This window comes from Bacteroides pyogenes, from assembly GCF_014196225.1.
GTDB lineage: Bacteria > Bacteroidota > Bacteroidia > Bacteroidales > Bacteroidaceae > Bacteroides > Bacteroides pyogenes_A.
This window is the reverse complement of record NZ_JACIDI010000005.1, coordinates 1-21,863: the sequence shown is the minus strand read 5'-3', so window position 1 is coordinate 21,863 and position 21,863 is coordinate 1. Positions and strand designations below refer to the sequence as shown.

Sequence of the window (21,863 nt, the reverse complement as noted above, 5' to 3'; positions counted from 1 at the left end):
ATGAAAAAGATTATATCATTGTTCGTATTGAGCTTTATGATAAGTTCATGTAATAATTGGCTGGATGGTGTAGAACAAACAGAGAATATAAGTGATGAAATCGTCTGGCAAGATGAAGAGTATGTGAATAAAAACGTGAATGCTTTTTATACTTATCTGCATAAATATGGCCCTTTTGGAGACGCTCAATTTAGTGGTAGTTTAACAGAAAGTTTGACAGAAACATTTAAATATGGCTCTGTGGCATTGGGAGACCGGGCAGGGCATCCTAATAATTATGTTACTAATCCGGATGTAATCAGTCCTGATGGCTGTCGTTATAATATATGGACAGAAAGTTTGGCTTATGGAAGTATTCGCCAGATTAATCAGTTTTTGGAGATGCAGAAGAAATATTCCGCATTTCCCGAAGAAAAGAATGTAAGATGGGAAGCACAAGCCCGCTTTTTTCGTGCCTTTTTATATTTCCAACTGGCGAAGCGGCATGGAGGAGTAATACTATATGATAAATTACCTACGTCTAATGATAAGGAAAGAAGTTCAGCAAATGATACTTGGAATTTTATTGCTGATGATTTAGATTTTGCTGCACAAAATTTACCTAAAGAGTGGGGAGCGCAAGAAAAAGGTCGTGTGACAAAAGGTGCTGCATATGCACTGAAATCACGGGCTATGTTATATGCAGAACGCTGGCAAGATGCATATGATGCTGCGAGTGAAGTAGAAAAGCTGGAGTTGTATGATTTGGTGGAAGGCTACGCTAATGCATGGAAGGGAAACAATAAAGAGGCGATACTGGAATTCGACTACAACAAAGACAGTGGGCCGAATCATACTTTCGATCAATTCTATGTACCGCAATGTGATGGCTATGATTTTGGGGCTTTGGGAACGCCGACTCAAGAAATGGTGGAATCGTATGAAACGAAAGACGGAAAGAAAGTGGATTGGAGCAAGTGGCATGGCATAACCACAGAGGTCCCACCGTATGATGAATTGGAACCTCGCTTTGCGGCTACGGTTATTTATGCTGGAAGCACTTGGAAAGGAAAAAAGATGGATTGCAGCGTAGGAGGCACAAATGGAGCTTTTATGCCTTATAGAGAACAGTCGTATTCTTACGGAAAAACAACTACCGGCTATTTTTTACGGAAATTATTAGATGAAAAACTCATAGATATAAAAGGTACAAAGAGCTCTCAACCTTGGGTAGAAATTCGTTTTGCAGAGGTTTTGCTAAATAAAGCAGAAGCTGCCTATCGGCTCAATAAAGGCGGAGAAGCACAAAGTTTAATGAACCGTGTTCGTGGACGTAAGGGAGTTGATTTACCTGCTAAATTATCTACTGGAGAAGCTTGGTTCAAAGATTATCGGAACGAACGTAAAATAGAGTTGGCATATGAAGGACATTTATTTTGGGATATGCGACGTTGGAAGCTGGCTCATATAGAATATAATAATTATCGTTGTCACGGTATTAAAATAACAAATGGGACATACGAATATATTGATTGCGATGGTCAGGACCGCAAATTCCCTAAAAAACTTTACGTTCTTCCTGTACCAACTTCTGAGCTGAAGAATAACTCGCTAATTGAGCAATATGATGAATGGAAATAATTTAAAAAATCACGCAATGAAAAATAAAATATTATCAGTCACTTCTGTCATTGCGCTACTCATAGGAATGAGCGCATGCCATAGTCCGGAAGAATTTAAACCGAATGTGGAAAGGAACGGAATTAATAACCTGATTGCATCTTTCCCTGATGATGATAGAGATGAGAATCGTTTTACAAGCGAAATCGATTATCAGAATCATGTAATTACAGTTGTATTTCCGTACAATTATCCTCGTTTTTCAGATAATGTGTTGGAAAAGTCTGCATTGAAAAAAATGAGAGTAATCGCTGATTTAGATAATAACGTATACATCTCTCCTTCTTTACTCTTTTTAGATTTCACGAAAGATAATTTTATTACTGTAAAAGAGCAAAGCGGAAAGGTAGCTGAATATAAAATAATCGCAGAAATTCGTAAAAGCGATCAGTGTGCAATTACCAGATTTGAGTTGAAAGCACTAAACCTGTCCGGTATCATTAATGAAGAGACAAAAACCATATCTTTAATCTCAGCGGATAATATAGGGGAAAACATAGCAGATGTCGCAATTTCACATGGAGCTACTATTACTCCTGATCCGGCAAAACAGGCGCTGAATTATGATCAGGAACAAAAGTTAACTGTGACCGCTCAAAACGGTACGGATAAGGCAGTATATACTGTTAAAAAAGAGGTTCCGAAAAAGCTTGCTGCGGGATTGCGCACCAATAGTGCCAAATTGTTATGGGCCAAAAAGCTTACTGATATAGGAATTACAAGCTCGAACATGGCTACAGGATTTGCAGTGACAAGAGAGCATGTAGTAATTAATGATCGTGGTAATAGTAAAGCTATTTATTTGAATGGTGAAACTGGAGAGAATGTCGGACATATTGATATCAGTTTATTTGCTGGAAGTTTGACAAACTTCTATATAACAGCCGATGATGAGGATAATATTCTGTTTACAAACTTGGCTCCTAATGCGGGTCCTAAAGAGAAACCTACATTCATCGTATGGAGAGTAAACGGTGTGAACGGAATACCCGAAAAGTATATCGAATACGAAACAGGAATTGCCATGGGGCGTAAATTGTCAGTAGTAGGAAGCTTAAATGAGAATGCTATTATTACAGCTCCACATTATAATACTCAGGGTGAGTTTTCACGCTGGCAGGTGGTTGGAGGTGCTTTGCGATCACAAACTCCGGAAAAGGTTGCAGCTCAAGGTTTGGGTAATTGGAAAATTAATGCTGATGTAATTTATTCTGATCCAACCGATCCTACAAGCGATTATTATGCGGCATTCTATACGACACCACGAAATTTCTGTTGGTTCGATGGGAAAACAAATACGATTAAGTATAAAGGACCTGATATTAGTTCAAATTGGATTCAAAATGCGGTAGATTATACTGTATTTAATAAATCTCGATTCGCTGTTTCAAACTCTATAAATAGTTTTACATGGGGTAAAGACGACTCTATTTACTTATTTGATTTATCTGGTAACTCTTTGACTAATCAACCAATTAATTTCGGTGATGATGGATTAGGTATCAATGGAAATTACGGTGCTAAAGCATTAGGTAACGTGAATGGTAATGGAACGGGTGATGTAGCATTCAAGGTTTCCGATAACGGCTACTATCTGTATATTTATTTCATGTTTACAAATGGGTATGTAGGCTGTGTGCGTTGCGACTGTATTGATATGTGATTCGAATAATTGTTTTTAAATATAGGGCCCATGCCTTATTTCGGTCATGGGCTCTATCTGTCATCTTAAAATGATAAAAGAGAGGGATGTTACGATGAAACTTAGATTTGGGATATTCATATTCATTTGTTTTTTTATAGGATGTGGAAAAGGGAATCCAAAAGATTATTGGGGAAATACGAATGGAGGGAGTTCAGGAAACCCCTCGGAAAATCCAAATGTTGCAAAACCACGTTATATTTGGATAGATGCAGCTGCTAACTTCCCTGACTTTGCCGACAATAAAGAGAATATAGCCCGTGATTTGGCATTAGCCAAAGATGCCGGGTTCACAGATGTTGTCGTTGATGTACGCCCTACTACCGGAGATGTACTTTTCAAAACAAGCATAGTAGATCAAGTAAGATTCCTTTATGCATGGGTCAACGGACGCTATACGAAGATAGAAAGGAATGCCACATGGGATTATTTGCAGGCATTTATCGACGAAGCGCGTAAGCAGAAACTTCGTGTACATGCAGCTATCAATACGTTTATCGGAGGAAATTCCATAGATGGCGGAACCGGATTACTTCATAGAGATCCATCTAAAAAAGGTTGGGCTACACAACTTAATACTGGGACAGGCATTATAAACATAATGGATACGGGAGAAAAGGATAAGTTTTTTAATCCTGCACACCCCGATGTGCAGCAGTTTTTATGTAATCTGCTCAGAGATCTTGCTAAATATGATTTAGATGGCATTTTTCTGGATAGAGGGCGTTATCTGAATTTGCAATCCGACTTTTCCGATTATTCTCGTAAGCAATTTGAGGCCTATATGGGAGGCATCCGGATTCAAAACTATCCGGATGAGATATTGCTACCGGGAACTAAGAGATTGCCTGCTCAATATCCCAAGTATCTTACCAAATGGTTGGAATTTCGAACTAAAGTGATTTACGACTTCATGCAAAAAGCATCCAATGCAGTGAAGAGTGTGAATTCAAAAATCAAATTTGGAGTCTATGTCGGTGGTTGGTACAGCACCTATTATGAAGTTGGAGTTAATTGGGCAGCTTCTACTTATGATACTTCTCAGTTTTATAATTGGGCAACATCTAAATATAAGAATTACGGTTATGCTGCAATCATGGATCAGATTTTAATAGGCGCTTATGCTTCTCCACTGAGAGTTTACGGAACTACCGAATGGACTATGCAAGGCTTCTGCTCACTTGCAAAAGCTAAAATAAAGAGTGAATGCTCTATTGTAGCGGGAGGGCCTGATGTCGGTAATTGGGATCCTGAAAATAAAGCGACTCAAGAACAAGAGAATCAGGCGATTGTTGAATCTGTCAAAGCTTGTATGGATGCTTGTGACGGTTATTTTCTGTTTGATATGATTCATCTGAAAAAACAGCTACAATGGCAATATGCCAAAAAAGGAATCGAACTTGCTATAAAGTGAGTTTTGATATACGATAGGAGTACTGAAAATATTTAGACGTCGTTATAAGAATGGTTTTTAAGAAAGTTCAATGCGAAATATGAGAAAAATAACATTACCACTTTTATTAATAACAATGCTTGTTTTTGTTTTAAGTGCATGCAAAACGAGAGGAAAACAAATAGTTGGTGAAACGAATAAGCCGGCTCTGATGTGGTTTGACGCGGAAGCAAACTTCGAAAGATTCAGCAATCCTGACTCGATCGATTATTATTTGACCAAGGTGAAGTCTTTAGGCTTTACTCATGCTGTTGTTGATGTGCGTCCTATTACGGGAGAAGTTTTATTTGAAACAGAGACTGCACCTAAAATGCGTGAATGGGAAGGATTCGAACGTCCGGATTTTGATTACTTGGGACATTTTCTTAGAAAAGCCCATGAGTTAGGCCTGCAGGTTTATGCTTCACTCAACGTCTTTGTAGCAGGACATAATTATTTTGATCGCGGGTTAGTGTATTCTACCCATCCCGAATGGAGTTCCACGCTCTATACTCCTGAAGGTATTGTTGCTATTACGACTCAGAAGAAAAAGTATTCGGCAATGGTAAATCCTATTAATGAAGAATTTCAAACACATATTTTGAACGTTTTGAAAGATTTGGTCAAAAAATATCCAAGTCTGGACGGGTTAATGTTGGATAGAGTTCGTTATGACGGAATTTCTGCCGATTTTTCTTTTCTTTCTCGTAAAAAGTTTGAAGAATATATAGGGCAGAGGGTTGAAAAATATCCGGAAGATATCTTTGAGTGGAGGCAGGATGAAAATAAAAAATATTATCCTGAGAGAGGGAAACTCTTTCTGAAGTGGATTGAATGGCGAACAAAGAATATTTATGATTTTATGGTTCGCGCACGTAAAGAGGTGAAGTCCATTAACCCGAACATTGCATTTGGAACTTATACCGGTGCTTGGTATCCTTCTTATTATGAAGTCGGTGTTAATTTTGCAAGCAATCAATACGATCCGAACAAAGATTTTGATTGGGCTACTCCCGAATATAAGAGGTATGGTTATGCTGAATTGATAGATTTATATGTTACGGGAAACTATTATACAGATATAACAATTGAGGAGTACAAGAAAACGAAAAGAACGGTTTGGAACGAAACAGATTCAAAGGCGCAATCTGGAATTTGGTATTGTGTCGAAGGCTCTTGTCTGCACTTACGTGAAATATTGGGAGAGAATAAATTTATTGGAGGAATTCTAGTAGATCAATTTTATGATGATCCCCCGAAACTCTCAAAAACAATAGAAATGAACTTGAAAGCCTCGGATGGATTGATGGTATTTGATATAGTACATATTATCCGCAAGGGATTATGGAAAGAAGTGGAACATGGAATGAGGGCCGGAGGAGCTTTGAGGTAGAATTAACTAAGAAATAATTAGTAAGAATACAAGTATGAAAAAGAGTTTAGTTTTGTTTCTTTGGTACTGCATCGGAATTTCTGCATTTGCCGCAGGGAAACCCAAAATCATGTGGTTGGACTGCTCGGCGAACTTCGAAAGGTTCAGTTATCCCGATTCTATTCGCTACTATGTGGAAAAATGCCATGATGTGGGTATCACCCATCTTGTTCTGGATATTAAGGGGAATACAGGAGAAGTATTATATCCCAGCAAGTATGCCGCACAAAAAAAGGAATGGAAAAACTTCAAACGGCCTGATTTTGATTTTATAAACACTTTTATACAAGTGGCCCATGAATATAAGATGGTTATTTTTGCAGGCATGAATATTTTTGCTGACGGACAGAATATCCTCAAGCGAGGCGCTATTTACGATAAACATAAAAAGTGGCAGTCTGTCAATTATATTGCCAAAAGAGGATTAATTCCGGTTACCGAAATAAAAGAGAAAGCAACTATGTTTTTAAATCCGGCACTGAAAGAAGTACAGCAATATGAAATCGATATAATTAAAGAGGTTGTCCGCAATTATGCTTTCAATGGCATTATGCTCGATCGTACTCGTTACGATTGTATCGAGTCTGATTTTTCTCCTGAGTCGAGAAAGATGTTTGAGAAGTTTATAGGAAAGAAATTAGAACGATTTCCGGAGGATATCTTTGAATGGAAGGTTGATGATAAAGGAGAAGTATATAGAAAAGAAGGTGTTTATTACCGTCAATGGCTGGCTTGGCGGGCCTCGATCATTTATAATTTTGTAAAAAATGTTCGTGCTTCCATAAAGAAAATAAGACCCGACTGTATGCTGGGCTCATATACGGGTGCTTGGTATCCCACTTATTTTGAAGTAGGGGTTAATTGGGCAAGCCGGAATTATGATGCCAGCCAAGATTTTGATTGGGCCACTCCTGAATATAAGAATTACGGCTATGCTGAACTGATAGATTTCTATACTAATGGCAATTATTACTGGAACGTTACGTTGGATGAGTATTACAAATCTTCCGGAAAGCATAAGAATGAAACAGATAGCGGCTTTTCCAGCGGAGATTATCTTTGTGTAGAGGGAGGATGCAGGTACTCCAAATATTTGTTGAAAGATGCCACACCTGTATATGGAGGCCTTTATGTGGAAGATTATAAAATGGACGCGGCTCAGTTTCAGAAAGCTGTACGCATGAACTTGAAAGAGTCGGATGGGGTAATGATTTTTGATATTGTTCATATCATACGAAATAATTGGTGGAATGAACTGAAAGAAGCATTGAATAGGGAAAACCAAGATGAGGTTCGAATACTTAAAGGTACGGTTACATGTGATGGAAAAGGAATTTCTAATGTTGTTGTGACAGATGGTCTGCGTTGTGTAACAACGGACCGGAATGGTTTTTTTCAACTTCCGAATTTAGGAGATACCCGCTTTGTGTATATTTCCACTCCTGCCGGTTATTTGACAGAATGCAGTCAAACTATTCCGAGATTTTATGAAGAGATTAATGTGAATAAATCCACTGAATATAATTTTCGATTGAAAAAAAATCCGTTGAATGATGATAGGCATTTGTTCGTTGTGGAGGCCGATGTACAGGCCGGATTAAAAGAACACTGGGATTTGTATACTCCGATTTTGGAAGACTATAAATCTTTGATCGATGGTTGTTCGAATCAGGATGTCTTTGGGCTTAATTGCGGAGATCTCTTTTGGGATACTCCCGAAGCATTTTTCTCGAGTTATATTGAAAGGGTAGAGAAACTGCGATTACCTATATATAGAGCTATAGGCAATCATGATATGAATTATGGAGGCCGAAGCCATGAGACGTCTTATCATACTTTTGAAGGCTACTTCGGCCCGACTCGCTATTCTTTTAATAAAGGAAGAGCGCATTATATTGTAATCAATAATAGCTTTTATGTCGGGCGTGATCACTTTTATATCGGGTATATAGATGAAAAGACTTTGAAGTGGATCAAAGAAGATTTATCATATGTTCCCAAAGGCACGCTGATTTTTTTGGTTACGCATATTCCAATTCGTATCACTGAGAAAGAAAGACCTTTTAATTATGATTATGCTTTGCTCGCCGGTGAGACTATCAATGCGAAACCTTTATTCAAATTGCTGGAGGGTTATGAAACACATTTTCTTACCGGACATCTGCATTCTAATTCCAATGTTGTATTTAATGACCGCCATATGGAGCACAATACGGGAGCTGTATGCGGAATTTGGTGGCATGCTGATGTGTGTATAGACGGAACTCCTCAAGGATATGGAGTGTATGAAGTAAATGGGAACAAGGTACAATGGTATTATAAAAGTGCAGGTCATCCGAAAGAATATCAGTTTCGCGCTTATCCGATGGGTTCTTCCAAAGAGTTTCCTAAGGATATTATAGTCAATGTTTGGAATTGGGATAAGGATTGGAAAGTGGAATGGCTGGAAAATGGGCAGTTGATGGGAGAGATGCATCAGTACAAAGGCGTTGACCCATATGCTCAGAAGGTGTGCCAGGATAAAAAGGGAATCATGCAAAGTTGGATTTCGGCAGTTCCTACACACCACATGTTTCGTGTAACTCCTCGAAATCTGCGGGCCGAGATTGAAGTTCGAGTAACAGATCGCTTCGGTAATGTGTATCGACAAACCATTTTAAATACGAAATAATGAAAGCTGTTTTATGTAAATTATGGATTATTTGCCTTTTTCTTCCTTTAATAGAAGTCCAGGCCAAGGTTTATCTGCCTTCCATTTGGGGAGATAATATGGTATTGCAACAACAATCAGAGGTCCTTTTTCAAGGAAAGGCCATGCCCAATAAAGAAATTACGATTGAAGTTTCTTGGGACAGGCATAAGATTTCGACTATAAGTGACGAATATGGCAATTGGAAGGCAAAGGTGTTTACTCCTACAGCTGGTGGCCCATACTCTATTCGTTTTTTTGATGGAGAAGAGTTCATTCTTAATAATATTCTGATAGGAGAGGTCTGGTTCTGTTCCGGTCAGTCGAATATGGAAATGCCGGTCAGAGGGTTTCGCGGTCAACCCGTTTACGGTTCTCAATCTCACATTGTTTCTGCCGATCGAACAAGACATTTGCGTCTGTTCACGGTTAAGCGCGATTTGAGTACTTCTGCGAAAGAAGATGTAACAGGTTCTTGGACAGAATTATCTCCAAAAGAAGTTGGAGATTTTAGTGCAGTTGCTTATTTCTTTGGCGATTTACTGCAACGTTCGCTTAACGTTCCTGTGGGGTTGATTCATTCTTCCTGGAGCGCTTCAAAGATAGAAGCTTGGATGGACCGGAATACTTTACTGCATTTTTCAGAAGTAAGACTTCCCGACCAAACGCAAACTGAATTTGAATGGCCGGCAGGAACACCTACTTTGTTATGGAATGCGATGGTTCATCCTTGGAAGGGTTTTTCTGTTAAAGGTGTTATCTGGTATCAGGGAGAAGCTAATTCCTCTGCTCCTGAACTGTACAGAAAACTTTTCCCCGCTATGGTCAATCAATGGAGGCGATTCTTTCAGAATCCGGATATGCCTTTCTATTATGTGCAAATTGCTCCTTGGCAGTCTGACGGGAAAGACAACTTCGGGTGGGCCTGGTTTCGCCAATGTCAGTTGGAGTTGATGGCCGAAGTTTCTAATGTAGGAATGGTTACGACTACGGATGCCGGCAGTGAGAAGTTTATACACCCTCCTCATAAGATTAAAGTCGGAGAACGTTTGGCTTATTGGGCCTTGGCTAAGACCTACGGGCACGAGGGGTTTCTGTATTCGGGACCTTTATATAAGAGTCACATATTGAAAGGAAATGTGGTAGAAATCACTTTTGAGCACGGAAGCCAGGGACTTATTCCGGAGAATCAATGTTTAAAAGGATTTGAGATAGTAGATAATTACGGAAAGATTTTGCCGGCAAAAGCGGAGGTGATTAACGGCTCTGCGCGTGTAAAAGTCTGGAACGACTCAGTTTCTCAGCCAACTGAAGTACGTTATTGTTTTCGAAACTATATGGAAGGAAATCTTTGTAATAATGCAGAGCTTCCTGCCTCTCCTTTTCGAATTGTAGTACAGTCAAAGAAATAGATTATGAATCGTCTGCGTGCTTCTTCTTTGGATGCCTTCCGGGGATACGCTATTCTGACAATGGTGCTTTCGGCCAATATAGCTTGGGGAATACTTCCCGGTTGGATGTATCATGCCCAGGTAGGCCCTCGTTCCAACTTTGTGTTCGATGGGTCTGTATATGGAATCACCTGGGTCGATTTGGTGTTCCCTTTCTTTTTGTTTGCTATGGGAGCCGCTTTCCCGTTTTCAATAGGTAATAAATACAAGAACGGTATTTCAAGATGGAAGATAGCATATGACTGTATTGTAAGAGGTTTTCGCTTAACCTTTTTTGCTGTTTTTATCCAACACATATATCCTTATGTCTTGTCTTCTCCTCAGGATGCGCGTTCTTGGTGCATCGCCTTGTTCGGATTTTCTCTGATGTTTCCGATGTTTATGAGATTTCCTTTTCAGATGCCGGAATATGTGAGAAAGCTGATAAAAGTATCGGCTTATTGTATAGGTATTGCATTGTTGCTGAACGTTACTTATGCCAATGGGAGAGAATTTAGTCTTAGCTACAGCAATATAATCATTCTGGTATTAGCGAATATGGCTGTTTTTGGTTCTCTTCTTTATCTTACCACTATCAATAAAGTTTGGTTTCGTATAGCTATACTTCCATTTATCATGGGTGTTTTTCTGGGAAGTGAAAATGAACAATCATGGAATTTTAGTATAATGAATTTTTCTCCTTTGCCATGGATGTATCAATTTACCTACTTGAAATACTTGTTTATTGTGATTCCCGGGACAATCGCAGGCGAATATCTTTATGAATGGTTAAAAAGCAGTCCGGAAATAGTGAAGACTGCCATGAGTAAGGATGAACATAAAAGAATGCCTTGGATTCTTTTATGTTCTGCAGGAATTATCCTATTAAATTTATACGGGCTTTATACTCGTCATTTGCTGTTTAATCTGTTGTTTACATCTATATTGCTGTACATATTATATATCTTATTGCAAATCGAAGGGAAGAATGCTGATTATTGGTATAAGCTGTGGAGAGTGGGTGCCTATTTGTTATTGTTAGGACTTTTCTGGGAAGCTTATGAAGGGGGAGTTCGTAAAGATCCTTCCACATATAGCTACTATTTCTTAACGTCAGGACTCTCTTTTATGGCAATGATTGCTTTCTCCATCATGTGTGATATATATTCATGGAGTAAAATAACACATCCATTGGAATATGCCGGACAAAATCCAATGATTGCGTATGTTGCTACACAATTGGTTGTTATGCCGATACTTAATCTTTCAGGATTAGGAAAATATTTGTCTTATTTGGAGCATGATGCATGGTTAGGCTTTTTACGAGGAGTAATCGTGACTTCTTTGGCTCTGTTGATAACAATATTGTTTACTAAATTAAAATGTTTTTGGAGGACTTGATTTATGATGACCAGACGATTCTTAATGATGCTATTGTTTGCTCTTCCTTTTTGTTCATGCAGTGAAAGCTATCCTGAACACCCTTGGGAGTGGGAAGAAGAGCAGGAAGAAAATCCTTCGATTGTACAGCAAGGATGGGTAGTTGTTGATAATCTTGGGGAGCTTCCGGATTATATCAAGGTATATAAATCGCCAGATAAATTATCGGGAAAGAAAGCAATTGCATATATAGCTGTTGCCGATATGTCGAAAGCTAAGTTTGAGGTATTGGGAGATATTGCGTATTCCGAGAAAGCCAAAGGATATGGGGGGAGTTCGGTACATACTCCGTCGGAATTCTATATGTCTTCAAAAGCTCCTGTAATTATAAACGGCGGGCTCTTTTTCTATTCCAAAGGCTTCTATTATACACAGAACATGGTTATTCGTGATGGAAAAATGTCAGCTCCTAACCAAAATTACTATTCTAAAGATTGGGTGAAGTTTTGGCATCCTACGATCGGAGCTTTTTGTCAGATGAAAGACGGCACATTCAAAACCACTTGGACCTATTTCACTTCCGATAAAATTAACTATTGTTATCCCGCACCCGCCGAAAACGATATAAAGAAAGAACCTCTGCCCGTACCTTCCGCCTCTTTTCCGGCCGATGCCGAGGTTTTGGAAGCGACAACAGCTATCGGCGGAATCATTGTATTGCTGAATAAAGGGGAAATTAAAAATACTTATGTGCAAGAGATGCTGGAAGTAGGCGCTACAGCCAATCACCCCCGTACAGCAATTGGTATCACGCCGCACAAAAAGATGATTCTCTTCGTATGCGAAGGACGCAACCAGACAGAAGCAGTAGCGGGGTTGACAACTGCGGATGTGGCGCTCGTCATGAAGAATCTGGGTTGTATAGAAGCGTTGAATTTGGATGGAGGCGGTTCTTCTTGTATGTTGGTCAACGGAAAGGAAACCATTAAAGGAAGTGACGGAAAGCAACGGAAGGTATTAACGGCTGTTGGACTCAGATGATGAAAAGGATATTTGCTTTCAGTATATTGTGCTTGTTTTTATGTACGTTACAGGCACAACTCGTTTACTATGACGCGGCTCCATTCCCGCTGTTAGGGAAAGCGACGCAAGCTACTCATATGCGATATGCGCGGTTGCCGGATTCGCTGGAGCAGACTTCCCGTCCGAAGTTGTGGAAATTAAGTCGTCATTCGGCGGGAATGTCTTTGCGCTTTCGCACTAATTCTACAAAAATAGCTGTAAGGTGGGAAGTGCTTCAAAATTATGGCATGGCCCATATGACTTCTATCGGTATAAAGGGAGTGGACCTTTATTGCCTGGAGAAAAACGCCGAGTGGCGTTTTGTCAATGCAGGATGGCCCACAGGTAAAAAGAACGAAGCCACCATTATTTCCAATATGTCTGTCGAAGACAGAGAGTTTATGCTTTATTTGCCGCTTTACGATGGTGTCTGTTCTCTCTCCATCGGAATCGATTCTTTGTCTTTTTTAGAACAACCTGCGGTAAACCTTCCCGTTCGCAGAAAACCGATAGTGTTTTACGGAACCAGCATCTTGCAGGGCGGTTGTGCTTCCCGTCCGGGGATGGCACATACCAATATTATATCACGCAGATTGAATCGCGAATGTATCAATCTCGGCTTCAGTGGAAACGCTTTTCTGGATTTAGAGGTTGCAGAAGTGATTGCTCAAGTAGATGCGTCTGCAATTATTCTGGATTTTGCTCCCAATGCTTCGGTTGATCAGATGAAGGAGCGGATGGAGGCTTTTTATAAGGTTATCCGCGATAAACAACCGCTTACTCCTGTCATTTTTGTAGAAGATCCAATCTTTACCCACACTTTGTATGATAACCGGATAGCTGAAGAGGTGAAGTCGAAGAATCAAGTGTTGAATATGCTTTTCAATGAGCTGAAACAGAAAAACGAACAAAATATCATTCTGGTTTCATCGAAAGACATGCTCGGAACAGATGGTGAGGCCACGGTCGACGGTATTCATTTTACGGATTTAGGCATGATGCGGTATGCGGATTTATTGACACCGGTTATACGAAACCTGATAGAATAAGATGCAAAAAAGCAGATAAACGTTTGGGGCTTCTCACTTGTACATGTTGAAACATCATTTCAGGTGAAAGAGGAAAAATGCCAAAAATAAGGTTGTTCTTGTTGCGATGATTCATTTTAGCAAAAAAAGTCTTATCTTTGGTCGCATTAATAAATAAATTTCCTTATCATGAAGAAAAAACGTTATTTGCTTTTTTTTATTCTGTTGATTAGTGCTTTCTGTGCGAAAGCAGCAGATACTGTATTTGTGCACGAGACGCAAATACCGGTTCTGATAGAGCGACAAGACAATGTGCTGCTTTATTTACGGTTGGATGCAAAAGAGAGCCGGGTGTTGGATGAGGTTGTGTTGGACTTCGGTAAAAACGCTTCGGCAAGCGATATACAAGCTGTCAAGCTATATTATGGAGGAACGGAAGCTTTGCAAGACCGCGACAAAAAGCGTTTTGCACCGGTGGAATATATCTCGAGCCATCGCGGTACGGCAGGTACTTTGCAAGCAAATCCGTCTTATTCCGTCAAATGCGCAGAGGTTGTCCGCCCCTCCGGAAAGGTACGACTGAAAGCCGATCGCAAATTGTTTCCCGGTGTCAACTTTTTCTGGATCAGCTTGCAGATGAAGCCGGAAACCTCCTTAACTACCCGAATAACTTCCCAACTGTGTTCCGTGAAAATAGATGGAAAGGAAGCGCAATGGCATGCGTCATCGCCCGAGCAGATCGTGCATCGGATGGGAGTCGGCGTTCGCCATGCGGGCGACGACGGTTCGGCAGCGTTCCGTATTCCGGGTTTGGTCACTACGAACAAAGGAACTTTACTGGGGGTGTACGATGTCCGTTACAACTCCAGCGTCGATTTGCAGGAGCATGTGGATGTGGGCTTAAGCCGCAGTACCGATGGCGGAAAAACATGGGAGAAAATGCGTCTTCCTCTTGCTTTCGGTGAGTATGACGGACTCCCCGCCGCGCAAAACGGAGTGGGCGATCCTTCCATTTTAGTGGATACGAAGACGAATACCGTTTGGATTGTTGCCGCATGGACGCACGGCATGGGTAACCAACGCGCCTGGTGGAGCTCGCATCCCGGCATGGATTTGAATCATACCGCCCAGTTGGTGATGGCAAAGAGCACGGACGACGGTAAGACATGGTCGGAGCCGATTAATGTTACGGAGCAGGTGAAAGATCCGTCATGGTATTTCCTACTTCAAGGTCCCGGTCGCGGAATAACGATGAGCGACGGCACATTGGTATTCCCCACCCAGTTTATCGATTCCACCCGCGTGCCGAATGCGGCTATCATGTACAGCAAAGACCGCGGAGAGACGTGGAAGATGCACAACCTTGCGCGTACCAATACCACCGAAGCGCAAGTAGCGGAGATAGAACCGGGCGTTTTGATGCTCAATATGCGCGACAATCGAGGCGGAAGCCGTGCCGTATCCATAACGAAAGATTTGGGAAAGACATGGACCGAACATGTTTCTTCACGCAAGAGCTTGCCCGAGTCGGTATGTATGGCGAGCCTCATCAACGTAAAGGCGAACGAGAACGTACTCGGCCGTGACGTGCTGCTGTTCTCCAATCCCAATACGACAAAGGGACGTCATCATATCACCATCAAAGCAAGCTTGGACGGAGGAGTGACCTGGTTGCCCGAAAACCAGCTGTTGCTGGACGAAGGACACGGCTGGGGGTATACTTGTCTGACCATGATCGACAAGGAAACCGTAGGCATCTTGTATGAAAGCAGCGTGGCGCACATGACCTTCCAAGCGGTGAAATTGAAAGACATTGTAAAGTCCGCCAAGTAGTCATGAAGCGTCTTTATCCGTTGTTTTTCCTTTGCGGTTTTTTCTGCGTCGCGTTTGCGGTAAAGGTAGAGGCATGCGGCAACACTTTATGCCGGAATCTGCCCGAAGTCCGCGCGGCAAACCCCGAACACCCGTCAGGAGATTCATATTTACTGCCGAAGTATAAAGAAGCGTATATCCCGCATTCACGCTTTCGGCTGTCAGGAGATTCATATTTGCTGCCGAAACCACAGATTTTTCAGCCGGGAGAGGGGAGTTTCCTCTTGGGCAGAGTCGCTCTCAAAACTCCTGTCATGCAATCCGAATGGGAGGAGTGGATCAGGCAAAAAGGCGGTTCTACGGATCATCGCGCGTCATCGCTGATAGAAGTGGTTATTGTTCCCGCCGTCGATGAAGCGCCGCTCAATCAGCAGGAGGCTTACCGGTTGCGTATAGAGAAGCGTCGCATCCGCATAGAAGCGGTGACCGATTGCGGGGTTTACCGTGCCATGCAGACATTGTCGCAGTGGGGCGAAACCGAAGGTAAGCGGACATCGCTCCGGTGTTGCGAGATAACGGACTGGCCTGCCTTCCGGATGCGAGGGTTCATGCACGACGTGGGGCGGGGGTATCTTCCGTTGGAGGAATTGAAGCGGGAGATCGACGCATTGGCGGCATTCAAGATCAACGTCTTCCACTGGCATCTCACCGAGAATCAGGCTTGGCGTCTCGAAAGCAAGATTTTCCCGATGCTAAACGACAGCGCCAACATGACGAGGCTTCCGGGCAAGTATTATACTTTGGAGGAAGCGAAAGAACTGGTCGCCTTCTGCAAAGCCCGCCACGTGCTGTTGATTCCCGAAATAGATATGCCGGGACATAGCGAAGCCTTCGTGCGCACCTTCCGCCACGATATGCAAAGCCCGGAAGGAATGAGAATTCTGAAACTTTTGACGGATGAAGTCTGCGAAACCTTCGATGTACCTTACCTGCATATCGGAACCGATGAGGTGGAATTCACCAATCCCCGCTTCGTGCCGGAGATGGTATCCTACGTCCGCGCCAAAGGAAAAAAAGTCATTTCATGGAATCCGGGATGGAAATACCAACCGGGAGAAATAGACATGACGCAGTTGTGGAGTTACCGGGGCAAGGCTCAGAAAGGCATTCCCGCCATCGACTCCCGTTTCCACTACATCAACCATTTCGATACGTTCGGCGATTTGGTGGCGCTTTACAACAGCCGCATTTACAACGCCGAAACGGGGAGCGACGATATCGCAGGGGTGATTGTGGGTGTATGGAACGACCGTCAACTGTCGGCGGAGCAAAACATGCTGCTCGAAAACAACTTTTACCCCGCCATGCTTGCCATTGCCGAACGTGCGTGGCTGGGCGGGGGAAGCGAGTATTTCGACGGGCGGGGAACGATTCTTCCTGTCGACGGGCAGTCGGAAACATTTCTCGAATTTGCCGATTTCGAGCGACGGATGCTGTGGTACAAACAGACGAAATTCGCGGGTTATCCGTTCGCTTATGTAAAGCAGACAAACGTAAAGTGGAGGATAACCGACGCTTTTCCCAACCATGGAGACCTCGCGATGCGGTTCCCGCCGGAAGAAAAACAGGAAGAAAGCTACGTTTACGAAGGCAAAACCTACGGAACCGCTCCGGCGGTGGGAGCGGGCATCTACTTGCGTCACGTATGGGGCACGCTGGTTCCCGCGTTCTATAAGTCGCCCCGGGAGAATCATACCGCTTATGCTTATACTTATGTTTATTCTCCCCGCAATCAGGAAGTCGGCTTATGGGCGGAGTTCCAGAACTACGGACGGTCGGAAAGCGACCTTCCTCCGCCTCAGGGACAGTGGGATTATAAGGGAAGCCGCATCTGGATCAACGACCGGGAGATTCTTCCTCCCGTGTGGACGGCGACCCACCGGACGCGCAGCAACGAGATACCGTTGGGTAACGAGAACTGCGTCGCACGTCCGCCTCTCCGTGTCAACCTGCGCGAAGGATGGAACAAAGTGCTGCTGAAACTGCCCGTCGGACGGTTTCAAACCCCCGAAGTGCGGCTCGTGAAGTGGATGTTTACCTGCGTCTTTGTCACCCCCGACGGGGAGAGAGCGGCGGACGGGCTGGTCTATTCGCCGGAGCGGGAGTTGCCTGCGCCTTAAAACGCGGCGGCTGTCGTGAGGGCGGAAAAGCGTGTTCCGCTATTTCTATTCGTTATATAACCTATCTTTATTGTTTTCATCATCATGAAAAGACTTTTTCTCTTCGCCCTTCTATGTTGGGCATTCGCGTCGGGATATGCGCAGGAAAAGAAATATTCCACTTTTTACTATCAGCGAGCTACGCTCTTCGAAGCCTTGCCGGTATCGTCCAAAGATATCGTTTTCTTGGGCAACAGCATCACGAACGGCGCCGAATGGGCGGAATTGCTGCGTAACAAACGGGTGAAGAACCGCGGCATCAGCGGGGATGTCTGCATGGGAGTTTACGACCGGCTGGCTCCGATTCTGAAAGGAAAGCCCGCCAAAATATTCCTGCTCATAGGCATCAACGACGTGAACAAAGGCGCTTCTGCCGATACCATTGCGAATCATATCGGGCAAATCGTGCGGAAAATCAAAAGCGATTCCCCCCGCACCAAGCTCTATCTGCAAAGCGTTTTGCCGGTGACGGACGAGTTCGGGATGTTTAAGGGACACACTTCCCGGTGGCGGATGGTGCCCGAAATCAACCGCCAGTTGCAGGAGCTTGCCCGGAGGGAAGGGGCGACGTATATCGACCTTTATTCGCATTTCGTGGACGGAGCGACCGGAAAGATGAAAGCCGAATATACCAACGATGGGCTCCATCTGCTCGGAAAAGGCTATTTGAAGTGGGTGGAGATCGTTAAACCTTACGTGAACAAGCGATGAAAAGATACCTGTTTGCCGTTTTTTGCCTATTGGTTTGTCTGGTTGCCGCTGCCCGGCAACGTATAAAAATTGCTTGTGTGGGAAACAGTATCACCTACGGATACGGTTTGCCCGACCGGGAGGTTCAGGCATATCCAGCCCGGCTCCAAAAGATGTTGGGCGACGGATACGAAGTGGGCAACTTCGGGAAATCGGGAGCTACGCTCCTGAGTAGCGGGCATCGACCCTATATCCGGCAGGAAGAGTACCGGAAAGCGATTGAATTCGCACCCGACATTGCAGTCATTCATCTGGGTATCAATGATACCGACCCGCGCGACTGGCCTCACTTTCGCGACTCGTTCGTCAAAGACTACATAGCCCTGATAGACGCCTTCCGTCAGGCAAATCCGGATGTCCGCATCTTGATTGCCCGTATGACGCCGATAGCCGACAGACACCCGCGCTTCTTGTCCGGCACGCGCGATTGGCACGGAGAGATACAGGCAGCCATCGAAACGGTTGGCCGCTGCGCCTCCGTCCGGCTCATCGATTTCCACGCTCCACTCTATCCTTATCCGTTTTTACTGCCCGATGCCGTTCATCCTACGGCCGAAGGGGCTGCGCTTCTTGCGAAAACGGTTTATTCCGCCGTTACGGGCGATTACGGCGGACTGAAACTCTCGCCGCTCTATACCGACAATATGGTGCTTCAGCGGGATGTTCCGCTCAGTATCTGCGGCACTGCCGATGCGGGCGAAAGAGTTACGGTAACTGTGGGCGGACAGCAGCGGAATGTACGTGCCGGAACAGACGGGAAATGGAAGGCGGACTTGCTGCCGATGCGGGCGGGCGGTCCTTTTGTCCTTAAGATTGCCGGTTCCCGCCGCTCGTTTGAGTTCCGCAACGTGTGGGTGGGGGAGGTATGGCTTTGCTCCGGACAGTCGAACATGGAGTTTATGCTCAAAGAAGCGGCTTCCGCCGGAGAAGATATTCCGCAGGCTGCGGACGAGCAGCTGATGTTTTACGACATGAAAGCCCGTTGGCGCACCGACGCGGTGGAGTGGGAGCCGGCCGTGCTCGACTCGCTCAACCGCCTTCGCTATTATGCCGATACCCGCTGGCAGCCATGTACTCCTTCCACTGCCGCCGCTTTTTCCGCCGTTGCTTACCATTTCGGGCGGATGCTGCGCGACAGCCTGCAAGTTCCCGTAGGACTGATTTGCAATGCCGTGGGCGGTTCGCCCACGGAGGCGTGGATAGACCGCCGCACGCTGGAATATGAATTCCCGGCGATACTGAAAGACTGGATGCAAAACGATTATATTCAGGATTGGGTACGCGGAAGGGCTGCGCTCAACCTGAAAAAAAGCGCGGGCAAGTACGCGCGGCATCCTTACGAGCCGTGTTACCTGTTCGAGTCGGGCATTCTTCCGCTGCAACGATACCCGCTGAGAGGAGTCATCTGGTATCAGGGAGAATCGAATGCCCACAACGAAACAACGCATGAAAAGCTTTTCCGGTTGCTGGTCCGCAGTTGGCGTGAAAACTGGAAAAATGAAAGCATGCCTTTCTATTACGTGCAGCTTTCGAGCCTCCACCGTCCTTCGTGGCCTTGGTTCCGCGACAGTCAGCGGAGGCTGATGGCTTCCGTTCCATATACGGGCATGGCGGTATGCACCGATCGGGGCGATTCGCTGAACGTTCATCCCGCCGACAAGAAACCGGTAGGCGAGCGGTTGGCGCGTTGGGCGTTGCACAGTACTTACGGGAAAGAAACGGTAGTGCCTTCCGGTCCTTTGTTCCGTAGCGCCGATTTTCGTGAAGGAGCCGTCCGGCTGACATTCGATTACGGCGAGGCGATGGGCAGTGCCGACGGCATGCCTTTGCGCTCCTTCGAGTTGGCGGAGACGGAAGGGCTTTACTATCCCGCAAAGGCGGAAGTGGCGGGCGGCAAAGTAAAAGTATATGCCGACAAAGTGGCGCGTCCCCGTTACGTGCGTTATGCGTGGGAACCTTTCACCCGTGCCAATCTGGTGAACGGAGCGGGACTTCCCGCTTCCGGTTTCCGTGCCGAAGTCCGGCAGACTCCTGCAAGCGATATCCGGATGCAGGCGATGAAGGGATTCCCGAAAGGGGAGAAAGGTTTCGACAAGGGGGTATCCGCTTGCTATGCCGGCATCCTTAGCGGGCGGTTGCTGATAGCGGGAGGTTGCAACTTCCCCGGCGTCCCGGCCGCTCAGGGCGGGAAGAAGAAGTATTACCGCCATGTATATGCGGCGGACTTCGATGCCGACTCTGTTTTCGTGTGGAGAAAGGTGGGCGAGCTGCCTGCTCCTGCCGCATACGGGGCGGCGGTAACCGCTGCCGACGGAGTGGTTTGCATCGGAGGAACGAATCAAAAAGGCGCGATGAACGGTGTGTACCGCCTTCGGTGGGACGAGTCGCGGCGGCGGACGTTCGCAGAGCCGTTGCCCTCGCTGCCTTTTGCCTTGGACAACTTCACCGCTTCGCTTTCGGGAGAGCGGATTTTCGTGGCGGGAGGCAACCGTGACGGAAAGCCTTCGAACACGTTCTTATGCCTCGACTTGCAACGTTTGTCCGAAGGGTGGCAGTCGCTTCCCGATTTTCCCGGTCCGCCGCGCATACAGCCCGTTTCGGCGGTCGGACACAACGGGAAGGAATCTTGTTTCTACCTTTGGGGCGGTTTCGCGCCTGCGGCGGACGGGAAAGAACCGACCCTCTCCGTCGACGGCTATGCGTATGTCCCCTCTTCGGGACGGTGGATTCCCGTTGCCGCACCTGCGGGCGACGACGGAGAGAGCGTGTCGTTGGGCGGCGGCGTGGCGGCGGCGATGAACGACAGCCTTATCCTTTGCATGGGAGGGGTGAATAAAGATATCTTTCTGTCGGCTCTCCGCGCCCCGGCAAAAGATTATTTGCTGCACCCCGCCGAGTGGTACCGTTTCAACCGCAAGGTACTGGTGTACAATGTACGGAGCGATGAATGGCAAGAGATAACGGAGACTTCTTCGACCGCCCGCGCGGGAGCGGCATTGGTTGGAATCGGCAACCGGTTCTTCTCAATCAACGGCGAATTGAAACCGGGAATCCGGACTCCGGAAATCATCAAAATCAGTTTTCCGTAAACCATACTTTGCTAAAAACGAACAGAGCCTCTGATCGGACGGATCGGAGGCTCTGTTTGTTTCAGTCGGAGGCTCTGTTTGTTTGTAAGCCTCCGGTAAACCACGTATTTTCTGCAATCTCTTCGACCAGTATCTTTGTGCCCAAAAATAAAACTTATGATGACACGAGAAGAAGTTGC

13 protein-coding genes are annotated in these 21,863 nt (G+C 44.9%); all 13 read left to right on the top strand.

All coding sequences use genetic code 11. The annotated features are described in order from the left end of the window. The 13 genes from GGR07_RS04415 to GGR07_RS04355 all read left to right on the top strand — a co-directional run bounded on the left by GGR07_RS04415 (position 1) and on the right by GGR07_RS04355 (position 21,684). Entirely contained in the window at positions 1-1,620 is a 1,620-nt protein-coding gene (locus GGR07_RS04415) for a RagB/SusD family nutrient uptake outer membrane protein (RefSeq protein WP_021644823.1), read from the top strand. Positions 1,621-1,636: 16 nt separating this feature from the next. Beyond that, the gene (locus tag GGR07_RS04410; protein ID WP_034542449.1) at positions 1,637-3,322 is read left to right on the top strand and encodes a DUF5018 domain-containing protein; all 1,686 of its coding nucleotides are present in this window, start codon (positions 1,637-1,639) and stop codon (positions 3,320-3,322) included. Positions 3,323-3,416: 94 nt separating this feature from the next. Then, the gene (locus tag GGR07_RS04405; protein ID WP_051322486.1) at positions 3,417-4,775 is read left to right on the top strand and encodes an alpha amylase family protein; all 1,359 of its coding nucleotides are present in this window, start codon (positions 3,417-3,419) and stop codon (positions 4,773-4,775) included. A 79-nt stretch (positions 4,776-4,854) separates the two neighbouring features. Next, positions 4,855-6,186 (top strand): alpha amylase family protein, encoded by a 1,332-nt coding sequence (locus tag GGR07_RS04400; RefSeq protein WP_034542347.1) that lies wholly within the window; start codon positions 4,855-4,857, stop codon positions 6,184-6,186. Between the two features lie 34 nt (positions 6,187-6,220). Further along, positions 6,221-8,896, top strand: coding sequence for a calcineurin-like phosphoesterase C-terminal domain-containing protein (locus tag GGR07_RS04395; protein WP_021644827.1), 2,676 nt, complete (start codon positions 6,221-6,223; stop codon positions 8,894-8,896). Further along, positions 8,896-10,326, top strand: coding sequence for a sialate O-acetylesterase (locus GGR07_RS04390; protein ID WP_021644828.1), 1,431 nt, complete (start codon positions 8,896-8,898; stop codon positions 10,324-10,326). Before GGR07_RS04395 ends, GGR07_RS04390 begins: the two co-directional genes overlap by 1 nt. A 3-nt stretch (positions 10,327-10,329) precedes the next feature. After that, positions 10,330-11,745: a DUF5009 domain-containing protein gene (locus GGR07_RS04385; RefSeq protein ID WP_021644829.1), complete on the top strand. Its 1,416-nt coding sequence runs from the start codon at positions 10,330-10,332 to the stop codon at positions 11,743-11,745. A gap of 3 nt (positions 11,746-11,748) precedes the next feature. Then, complete coding sequence (locus GGR07_RS04380) at positions 11,749-12,765, top strand: phosphodiester glycosidase family protein (RefSeq protein WP_034542345.1); 1,017 nt, start codon at positions 11,749-11,751, stop codon at positions 12,763-12,765. Continuing rightward, positions 12,762-13,835 carry an SGNH/GDSL hydrolase family protein gene (locus GGR07_RS04375; protein ID WP_021644831.1) on the top strand — a complete coding sequence of 358 codons (1,074 nt, stop codon included), beginning with the start codon at positions 12,762-12,764 and terminating at the stop codon, positions 13,833-13,835. The genes GGR07_RS04380 and GGR07_RS04375 overlap by 4 nt, the downstream gene beginning before the upstream one ends. Before the next feature lie 168 nt (positions 13,836-14,003). Continuing rightward, positions 14,004-15,647: a sialidase family protein gene (locus tag GGR07_RS04370; protein ID WP_021644832.1), complete on the top strand. Its 1,644-nt coding sequence runs from the start codon at positions 14,004-14,006 to the stop codon at positions 15,645-15,647. Between the two features lie 2 nt (positions 15,648-15,649). Next, entirely contained in the window at positions 15,650-17,806 is a 2,157-nt protein-coding gene (locus GGR07_RS04365; protein ID WP_021644833.1) for a family 20 glycosylhydrolase, read from the top strand. A gap of 84 nt (positions 17,807-17,890) precedes the next feature. After that, positions 17,891-18,556: an SGNH/GDSL hydrolase family protein gene (locus GGR07_RS04360; RefSeq protein ID WP_021644834.1), complete on the top strand. Its 666-nt coding sequence runs from the start codon at positions 17,891-17,893 to the stop codon at positions 18,554-18,556. Then, entirely contained in the window at positions 18,553-21,684 is a 3,132-nt protein-coding gene (locus tag GGR07_RS04355; RefSeq protein WP_021644835.1) for a cyclically-permuted mutarotase family protein, read from the top strand. The genes GGR07_RS04360 and GGR07_RS04355 overlap by 4 nt, the downstream gene beginning before the upstream one ends. Positions 21,685-21,863: the final 179 nt, after the last annotated feature.